This is a genomic window from Pseudomonas sp. MF6751 (assembly GCF_016613265.1).
GTDB lineage: Bacteria > Pseudomonadota > Gammaproteobacteria > Pseudomonadales > Pseudomonadaceae > Aquipseudomonas > Aquipseudomonas fluorescens_BV.
Map to the genome: position 1 here is coordinate 272567 of NZ_JAENSV010000004.1, position 9741 is coordinate 282307.

Annotated in this window: 6 protein-coding genes and 1 pseudogene; 4 read left to right on the forward strand and 3 right to left on the reverse strand. The window is 60.3% G+C overall.

Features of this window, described 5'->3' with window-relative positions; genetic code table 11:
• Positions 1-147: 147 nt before the first annotated feature.
• Positions 148-912: a methyl-accepting chemotaxis protein gene (locus JJD66_RS28410; RefSeq protein ID WP_370694806.1), complete on the reverse strand. Its 765-nt coding sequence runs from the start codon at positions 910-912 to the stop codon at positions 148-150.
• A gap of 93 nt (positions 913-1005) precedes the next feature.
• Positions 1006-2037: pseudogene (locus JJD66_RS28415) on the reverse strand (HAMP domain-containing protein); the annotation flags it as partial.
• Positions 2038-2242: 205 nt separating this feature from the next.
• Here JJD66_RS28415 and JJD66_RS06065 point away from each other — a divergent pair.
• Positions 2243-3721 (forward strand): helicase HerA-like domain-containing protein, encoded by a 1479-nt coding sequence (locus tag JJD66_RS06065; protein WP_200647762.1) that lies wholly within the window; start codon positions 2243-2245, stop codon positions 3719-3721.
• A 4-nt stretch (positions 3722-3725) separates the two neighbouring features.
• On the opposite strand, the gene JJD66_RS06070 is transcribed toward JJD66_RS06065, so the two are convergent.
• Positions 3726-4181 carry a DUF721 domain-containing protein gene (locus JJD66_RS06070; protein ID WP_034128591.1) on the reverse strand — a complete coding sequence of 152 codons (456 nt, stop codon included), beginning with the start codon at positions 4179-4181 and terminating at the stop codon, positions 3726-3728.
• A gap of 306 nt (positions 4182-4487) precedes the next feature.
• On the opposite strand from JJD66_RS06070, the gene secA reads away from it, so the two are divergent.
• The 3 genes from secA (at position 4488) to JJD66_RS06085 (ending at position 9529) form a co-directional block, all read left to right on the forward strand.
• Positions 4488-7223, forward strand: a complete 2736-nt coding sequence (secA, locus tag JJD66_RS06075; protein ID WP_014719726.1) for a preprotein translocase subunit SecA — start codon at positions 4488-4490, stop codon at positions 7221-7223.
• 124 nt (positions 7224-7347) lie between these two features.
• Positions 7348-8565 (forward strand): bifunctional glutamate N-acetyltransferase/amino-acid acetyltransferase ArgJ, encoded by a 1218-nt coding sequence (argJ, locus tag JJD66_RS06080; RefSeq protein ID WP_034128590.1) that lies wholly within the window; start codon positions 7348-7350, stop codon positions 8563-8565.
• 19 nt (positions 8566-8584) lie between these two features.
• On the forward strand, positions 8585-9529 hold the full coding sequence (locus JJD66_RS06085; RefSeq protein WP_186527681.1) for a Nudix family hydrolase: 945 nt from the start codon (positions 8585-8587) through the stop codon (positions 9527-9529).
• Positions 9530-9741: the final 212 nt, after the last annotated feature.

The window sequence follows — 9741 nt, forward strand, 5'->3', positions numbered from 1 at the left end:
TTCGCAGCATAACGGTGGCGGGAGCGGACAAACGCACGCTGTAGGAGCGAGCTTGCTCGCGAAAAACTCGCAGACGCCGCGTTTCTTCAGGCAGCCCGCGTTATCGTTGACGTTTTTCGCGAGCAAGCTCGCTCCTACGGGTGAATTTCAAATCCGGAAGCTGCCCACCAATTGCTTCAAGCGCGAGGCCTGTTGTTCCAGGTCCGAGCAGGCGCGCAGGGTCGATTGCAGGTTTTCCACCCCTTCCTGGTTGAGGGTGTTGATCTCGGTGATGTCCATATTGATCGACTCCACCACCGAGGTTTGTTCTTCCGTTGCGGTGGCGACCGACTGGTTCATGCCGTCGATCTCGCCAATGCGCTGGGTCACGCTGTTCAGGCGCTCGCCGGCCAGGTTGGCGATTTCCACGCTGTCCAGGCTGTGGCGTTGGCTTTCGCTCATGGTAGTCACCGAGTCCCGGGCACCCACCTGTAGCTCTTCGATCATCGTCTGCACCTGTTGCGCCGACTCCTGAGTGCGATGAGCGAGGTTGCGCACTTCATCGGCTACTACCGCAAAGCCCCGCCCGGCTTCCCCGGCGCGCGCCGCTTCGATCGCCGCATTGAGCGCCAGCAGATTGGTTTGCTGGGAAATGCTGGTGATCACCTCAAGAATCTGGCCGATATTCACCGTTTTGCTGTTAAGTGCTTCGATATTGGTGCTTGAGGTGCTGATCATGCTGGATAACTGCGTCATCGCCTTGATATTGCGTTCAACCACCTGCTGGCCGTCTTCGGCCAAGTGCCTGGCATCGCTGGCTTGACTGGAGGCTTGGGCGGCGTTGCGTGCGATCTCCTGGGCTGCGGCCCCCAGTTGATTGATGGCCGCAGCGACGCTGTTGGTGCGGTTGGCCTGTTCGTCGGAGTTGACCATCGACGAGTTGGAGGCGCTGACCACCCGCAGGGCCACTTCATTGACGTGCTCGGTGGCTGAAGACACTTCGCGAATCGAGGTATGAATGCGCTCGACGAAGCGGTTGAAAGCATTGCCCAGGGTGCCGAATTCATCATTGTTCTGGATGGTCAGGCGGCGGGTCAGGTCGCCTTCACCGTCGGCAATGTCTTGCATGGCGCGGGTCATCAGGTGCAAAGGTTGCATCAAGACGCGGATCAGCATGCCGAGCAGGGCGATGATGATCACCACCGCGATGATCGTGGCGATCACCGCCGAGGTGCGGAACTCACTGAGCATGGCGAAAGACTTGTCCTTGTCCACCGAAACGCCCAGGTACCAGTTCACCGATGGCAGGCCCTTGATCGGTGTGAACGTCACGATATTGGTCTTGCCATTGGCTTGCACTTCGCTCAAGTCGCCGCTGATCTTCGGCGTGTCTTTTGGATAAACGTCCGACAGGGTCTTCATCACCAGGGCTTTATCGGGGTGCACCAGCACTTTGCCGTCGGCGCTGACTAGGAACGCATAGCCCATGCCGCCAAAATCCAGCGCGCCGATGTTATCCACCAGGGTCTGCAGGCTCAGGTCGCCGCCGACTACGCCGATGCTCTGGCCGCCCTTGGCGCTTGGCGTGGCAACGGAGATGATCAGTTGCCCGGTCGCCGCGTCGATATAGGGTTCGGTCAGGGTCGAGCCATTACTGGCCTGGGCGCCCTTGTACCAGGGGCGAACACGCGGGTCGAAGCCGTCGGGCATCTTGGTGTCAGGGCGGATGGTGAACGTGCCCTGGCTGTCACCGACGTAGGTCGCCATGAATGACGAAGTCAGCGCTTTCTGCTCCAGCAGGCTGGCGACGACGGCTTTTTCAGGGTTGATGGCGATGTTCTGTGCGGCGTTTTCCACCAGGGCGATACGCCCGGTGAGCCAGGTCTGGATGTTGCTGGCGGTAACGTCACCCATCTCGTGCAGGTAGTTGTTGAGGTCGTCGCGAATCGCGTTGCGCTGCAGATAGTCGTTGTAGAGGGTAAACAACGCAAAGGCGGCGATGACGATAAGGGAGGCTGCAAGCAGGATCTTGTGGCTGAAGCGCAGATTTTTGTTCATGGCTTGAAGGGTCCGCTAAGGTCTTAATATCCGAGGCGCATCCAATGCGGGAGGCGCGAAATGGCAGCGTTAAAAAAGGTGTGGTATTTCTGGTGATAGCTCCGTTGGTCCGTATCGGAATTATCTGACCGTTTTTTAGTCTTTGTCGGGCTTACATCCGTCTATATCGACCGCGCGGCACTAAAGATTAACCATAGGTGACGAAATGCCTGACTCCACACAACTGCTTATCGGTGCAGGCCTTGACGGCCAGCCCATCGCCCAGTCCATGCGCCTGGCCAACCGTCATGGGTTGATCGCCGGCGCCACAGGCACCGGCAAGACCGTCACCTTGCAGCGCCTGGCGGAAGCCTTCAGTGATGCGGGCGTGGCGGTGTTCGCCGCCGACATCAAAGGCGACCTCTGCGGCCTGGGCGCCGCCGCCGACCCCCAGGGCAAAGTGGCCGAGCGCATCGCCGGTATGCCCTTCCTTGATTACACGGCCCAGGCGTACCCGGTCACCCTGTGGGATATCCACGGCCAATCCGGTCATCCGTTGCGCACCACCATCAGTGAAATGGGCCCGCTCTTGCTCGGCAGCCTGTTGGAACTCACCGACAGCCAGCAGTCGGCGCTCTATGCGGCGTTCAAAGTGGCCGACCGCGAAGGCCTGTTGCTGCTGGACCTCAAGGACCTCAAGGCACTGCTCAATCACCTGCGCTATCACCCGGAACTGCTGGGCGAAGACGCCGCCTTGATGACCACCGGTTCCAGCCAGGCCTTGTTACGACGCCTGGCGGTGCTGGAGCAGCAGGGCGCCGAAGCCTTGTTTGGCGAGCCGGCCCTGCAACTGGAGGATATTTTGCAGCCCGCCAGTGATGGGCGTGGGCGCATCCACCTGCTGGACGCCAGCCGCCTGGTGCATGAAGCGCCGAAGGTCTACGCGACCTTCCTGTTATGGCTGCTGGCAGAGTTGTTCGAACAATTGCCGGAACGCGGCGATGCCGACAAACCGTTGCTGGCGTTGTTTTTCGATGAAGCGCACTTGTTGTTCGCCGATACGCCAAAAGCCTTGCAGGAGCGCCTGGAGCAAGTGGTGCGCCTGATCCGTTCCAAAGGGGTTGGCGTGTACTTCGTCACCCAGTCGCCGGGCGACCTGCCGGATACGGTACTGGCGCAACTGGGCCTGCGCATCCAGCACGGTTTGCGCGCATTCACCGCCAAAGAGCAGAAATCCCTGCGAGCGGTGGCGGACGGTTTTCGGCCCAACCCGACGTTCGATACTTTGTCGGTGCTTACAGAATTGGGCACCGGTGAGGCATTGGTGGGAACCTTGCAGGAAAAGGGCACGCCTGAGGTCGTCCAGCGCGTACTGGTTGCTCCCCCGCAATCGCGGATCGGGCCGCTCAGCGAAGCAGAACGTGCAGCGTTGGTCGCCAGTTCGCCACTGTTGGGGCGCTACGACAAGCCGGTAGATCGTGAGTCTGCCTATGAAGTGCTGATGGCTCGCAAGGAACTGGGAGCTGCCGAGGAGGCCGCGCCGGCCACCGAAGAGCCGAGCTTCACCGACAAGGCGGGTGCATTCCTGGGGACCACGGCGGGCAAGGCGTTGAAATCAGCCATGCAGCAGGCCGCCAATCAGATGGGGCGCCAGTTGGTGCGGGGTTTGCTGGGTTCGTTGCTGGGCGGCAGCAAACGCAAATAGCGCTTCAGGCTTTGGGCCGGGCATGGGCGGCCAGCCGTTCCAGGGCAGCGCGCAAGCCCGGGTCGTTGATCCCTTCAGCAGTGGCCTGAAGGGTTTCGGCGGCCGTTTCCGACAGGTCCATGGTATGCCCCACTGCGCCTTGCGGCACGGTGGGTGGCTGTACCTTGAACTGAATGCGCGTCAAATTGGCAAATTCGTCGAACGCCATCAACTGGCGCTGCAAGCGCTTCTGTTGGTAGCGCAAGCGGGTGGCCCAATGCCCATCGGTGACAATTAATAGCAGGTTGCCTTCACGCCAGGAGGCGACGTGACAATGTTCCCGGGCGGCCGGCTGCAGTTGGCTTTCCAGCAGGCGTTGCAGATGGCCCAAGCGTTGCGCCTGGCCGAAGATAGCTTTCAACGGTTTGGCTTCGCGGAGCAACGCGCCGGGGGCGCGGGCTGTGAGAGGGCGAAATGCCATGTTTAGACACCTTAGGTAACAGAGCGGCTATCTTAGCAGAAAGCGCCTGTATGCCCCGAGGCTCTGCGTCGGCAGGGCTTTCTCCGTCAAATCAATAAGTAACTTCTGCGCCTGGTGGGTTGAAGTTCCAGCAAAAGCCCTTATTTTAAACAAGCCCTCTCACAGCGCCGTGCCTGCCTCAGGGAACAACGCCACTTTCCTCACCCACGATTCCGGGTAGAATGCGCGTTCGCAATGCGGCCGTGAGGGCTGCTCGGGCCACTCACGGTGCGCCCTCCATCCCTATGTGTGGAAGAACCTGCCGATATGTTTGCGCCTTTGTTAAAGAAACTTTTTGGAAGCAAGAATGAGCGCGAAGTCAAACGCATGCTCAAGACGGTGCAGCTGGTCAATGCCTTCGAAGAGCAGATGGTTGCTCTGTCGGACGAGCAATTGCGCGCCAAGACCCAAGAGTTCAAGGCCCGCATAGCCAAAGGTGAAACCCTCGACAAGCTGCTGCCCGAAGCCTTCGCGGTCGCCCGTGAAGCCGGTAAGCGCGTCATGGGCATGCGCCACTTCGACGTCCAGTTGATCGGCGGCATGACCTTGCATGAAGGCATGATTGCCGAAATGCGCACCGGTGAAGGCAAGACCCTGGTGGCAACCCTGGGCGTTTACCTCAACGCACTGTCCGGCAAGGGCGTGCACGTTGTGACGGTGAACGACTACCTGGCTCGCCGGGACGCCAACTGGATGCGCCCGCTGTATGAATTCCTCGGCCTGACCGTCGGCGTGGTAACGCCGTTCCAGCCGCCGGAAGAGAAGCGCGCCGCGTACGCCTGCGACATCACCTACGGTACCAACAACGAATTCGGTTTCGACTACCTGCGCGACAACATGGCGTTCAGCATGGATGAAAAATTCCAGCGTGAACTCAACTTTGCCGTGATCGACGAAGTCGACTCCATCCTCATCGACGAAGCCCGTACCCCGCTGATCATCTCCGGCCAGGCCGAAGACAGCTCGCGCCTGTACACCGAGATCAACAAGTTGATCCCGCGTCTTGAACAGCACATCGAGGAAGTGGAAGGCGTGGTGACCAAAGAAGGTCACTTCACCATTGACGAGAAGACCCGCCAGGTCGAACTCAACGAAGCCGGTCACCAGTTTGTCGAAGAAATGCTGACCCAGATCGGCGAACTGGCCGAAGGCGAAAGCCTGTACTCGGCGCACAACCTGGGTCTGTTGACCCACGTGTACGCTGGCCTGCGCGCCCACAAGCTGTTCCATCGCAACGTCGAATACATCGTGCAGGACGGCCAAGTGGTACTGGTTGACGAGCACACCGGTCGTACCATGCCCGGTCGTCGTCTGTCCGAAGGCCTGCACCAGGCCATCGAAGCCAAGGAACACCTCAACATCCAGGCCGAAAGCCAGACGTTGGCGTCCACCACTTTCCAGAACTACTTCCGTCTGTACAACAAGCTGTCCGGCATGACCGGTACGGCCGACACCGAAGCGTTCGAATTCCACCAGATCTACAACCTGGCCGTGATGGTCATTCCGCCGAACAAACCGTTGGCGCGTAAAGACTACAACGACCTGGTGTTCCTGACCGCCGAAGAGAAATACGCGGCGATCATCAACGACATCAAGGACGGTATGGCCAAGGGCCGTCCGATCCTGGTGGGTACCGCCACCATCGAGACCTCCGAGCACGTGTCCAACCTGCTCAACAAGGAAGGCATCGAGCACAAGGTACTGAACGCCAAGTTCCACGAAAAAGAAGCCGAGATCATCGCCCAGGCCGGTCGCCCAGGCGCATTGACCATCGCCACCAACATGGCTGGTCGTGGTACCGACATCCTGTTGGGCGGCAACTGGGAAGTGGAAGTGGCCTCGCTCGACAACCCGACGCCTGAGCAGATCGCCCAGATCAAGGCCGACTGGCAGAAGCGTCACCAGGCTGTGCTGGAATCCGGTGGCTTGCAGGTGATCGCGTCCGAGCGTCACGAATCGCGTCGTATCGACAACCAGCTGCGTGGCCGTGCTGGCCGCCAGGGTGATGCCGGTTCCAGCCGTTTCTACCTGTCGTTGGAAGACAGCCTGATGCGTATCTTCGCATCGGACCGGGTGAAGAACTTCATGAAAGCCCTGGGCATGCAGTCCGGTGAAGCGATCGAGCACCGCATGGTGACCAACGCCATCGAGAAGGCCCAGCGCAAAGTAGAAGGCCGTAACTTCGACATTCGCAAGCAACTGCTCGAGTTCGACGACGTCAACAACGAACAGCGTAAAGTGATCTATCACATGCGTAACACGTTGCTGGCCGCCGACAACATTGGCGAGACCATCGCTGATTTCCGTCAGGACGTGCTCAACGCCACTGTCAGTGCTCATATCCCGCCACAATCACTGCCTGAGCAGTGGGATGTTGCCGGCCTGGAAGCTGCGTTGAAGAGCGACTTCGGTGTGGACTTGCCGGTTCAGCAATGGCTGGACGAAGACGACCACCTGTATGAAGAAACCCTGCGCGAAAAACTGATGGCCGAGCTGCTGGCGGCGTACAACGAGAAAGAAGAGCAGGCGAGTGCCGAAGCTCTGCGCACCTTCGAGAAACAGATCGTATTGCGCGTGCTGGATGACCTGTGGAAAGACCACCTGTCGACCATGGACCACCTGCGCCACGGTATCCACCTGCGTGGCTACGCCCAGAAGAACCCGAAGCAGGAGTACAAGCGCGAGTCGTTCACGCTGTTCTCCGAATTGCTGGATTCGATCAAGCGCGATTCGATCCGCGTGCTGTCCCACGTTCAGGTGCGTCGCGAAGACCCGATCGAGGAAGAAGCACGCCTGCGTCAGGAAGCCGAAGCACTGGCGGCGCGCATGCAGTTCCAGCACGACGAAGCGCCGGGCCTGGATGAGCCTGAAGCATTGGGTGAAGAGGTCGATGTGGCCCTGGCCCAGACCCCGGTTCGCAATGACCAGAAGCTGGGCCGCAACGAGCTGTGCTACTGCGGTTCGGGCAAGAAATTCAAACACTGCCACGGCCAGATCGAATAAGATTTTCGCCTGACGCTGCAACACCCCGCGCCGCGACCGGCCTTTGCCGTCGCGGCGTTTTGCCATTAATTCCCACCGTCGATAGCGACGGCACAGACATCACCTATTTTTAAGGAGCGCATTCATGGCTGTTGGTCTTGGTCCTTTGCCCACGTTGCACCCGGTTGCCGGTTTTGAACTCGGTATCGCTTCGGCGGGCATCAAGCGCCCGGGGCGCAAGGATGTGGTGGTGATGCGTTGTGCGGAAGGCTCGACCGTGGCGGGCGTGTTCACCCTCAATGCCTTCTGTGCTGCGCCGGTGATTCTGGCCAAGCAACGGGTGGCCGGGTCGATTCGCTACCTGCTGACCAATACCGGCAATGCCAACGCCGGCACCGGCGAGCCGGGCCTTGTCGCGGCGGCGCGCACCTGCGCCAAGCTCGCCCAGTTGACCGGCGTCGATGCCAGCCAAGTGCTGCCGTACTCCACCGGTGTGATTGGTGAGCCGCTGCCGGTGGAAAAAATCGAAGGTGCCCTGCAAGCCGCGCTCGATGACCTGTCTGCGGATAACTGGGCGGCTGCCGCTACCGGCATCATGACCACCGATACCTTGCCAAAAGGAGCGAGCCGTCAGTTCGTGCATGAGGGCGTGACTATCACCGTCACCGGTATCAGCAAAGGCGCAGGCATGATCCGTCCGAACATGGCCACCATGCTCGGTTATATCGCCACCGACGCCAAGGTCTCCCGCGATGTGCTGCAACGCCTGATGCTGGACGGCGCCAACAAGTCGTTCAACCGCATCACCATCGACGGTGATACCTCCACCAACGACTGCTGCATGCTGATCGCCACCGGCCAGGCCAATCTGCCGGAAATCACGTCCACCGAAGGTCCATTGTTCGCGGCGTTGAAACAGGCAGTGTTTGAAGTGTGCATGGACGTGGCCCAGGCCATCGTGCGTGACGGCGAGGGCGCGACCAAGTTTGTCACTGTTGAAGTCAACGGTGGCGGCAACCATCAGGAATGCCTGGATGTGGGCTACACCGTGGCGCACTCGCCGCTGATCAAGACCGCGCTGTTTGCTTCGGACCCGAACTGGGGCCGTATCCTCGCGGCTGTCGGCCGTGCTGGCGTGCCGGACCTGGACGTGAGCAAGATCGACGTGTTCCTGGGTGACGTGTGCATCGCCAGCCGTGGCGCCCGCGCCGAAACGTACACCGAAGCCCAGGGCTCGGCGGTGATGCAGCAGGAAGAAATCACCATCCGTATCGAACTGGGTCGTGGTGACTGCAGCGAAACCATCTGGACCACCGACCTGTCCCACGAGTACGTGAAGATCAACGCGGAATACCGTACCTGATACCAAGAGGAAACTGGCGGTGAAACGAGTACATGTAGCAGCAGCGGTGATCCGCGGTGTCGATGGCAGGATCCTGCTGGCGCGCCGTGCCGATACTCAGCATCAAGGCGGCCTCTGGGAGTTTCCCGGCGGCAAGGTGGAGGCTGATGAGTCGGTTGCCACGGCCTTGTCCCGTGAATTGCAGGAAGAGCTGGGCATCCAGGTCACCACGGCGCGGCCGCTGATCAAGGTGCAACATGACTATCCGGACAAGCAGGTATTGCTGGATGTCTGGGAAGTCTCGGCTTTTACCGGCGAGCCCCATGGCGCTGAAGGGCAGCCGTTGGCGTGGGTGGCACCGCGGGACCTGGTCAACTATGAATTTCCGGCGGCGAATGCGCCGATTGTCGCCGCGGCACGCTTGCCCGCCGAGTACCTGATCACCCCTGGCGAGCTGGAGACCCCGACGCTGTTGCGCGGTATCCAAAAGGCTATTGCTGGTGGCATCAAGCTGGTTCAACTGCGTGCCCCTAACGGTTACGACCCCAAATACCGCGACCTGGCGGTAGATGCGGTGGGCCTGTGCGCCGGCAAGGCGCAATTGATGCTCAAGGGGCCGTTCGAGTGGCTGGGGGATTTCCCAGCTGCCGGCTGGCACATGACCTCGGCGCAGTTGCGCAAATACGCCAGTAAGGGCCGCCCACTGCCCAAAGACCGTTGGCTGGCGGCTTCGTGCCACAACGCGGAAGAGCTGGCCCTGGCAGAAATGATGGACGTGGATTTCGTCACCCTATCGCCGGTGCAGCCGACCCAGACCCATCCGGATGCCCTGCCGTTGGGGTGGGAGCAGGCGCAGCAGTTGATCGCCGGGTTCAGCAAGCCGGTGTTTCTGTTGGGCGGGGTTGGGCCGGCGCAGCGGGAGCAGGCCTGGGAGGCTGGTGCGCAAGGTGTGGCAGGTATTCGAGCGTTCTGGCCGCAGGTGTGATGCAGCTCTGATGGCCTCATCGCAGGCAAGCCAGCTCCCACATTTGATAGGTGAACACTTCAAGTGTGGGAGCTGGCTTGCCTGTGATAGGCATAGGTATCTACATAACTCTGTTAGCTCAACGGTAACCACGATGCGAAGCGAGCCGCTCTTGATCTTGATCTGCTTTTGATCTTAGGCGCCCCGTTAAACCACGCTGGCCGGAATTCGAC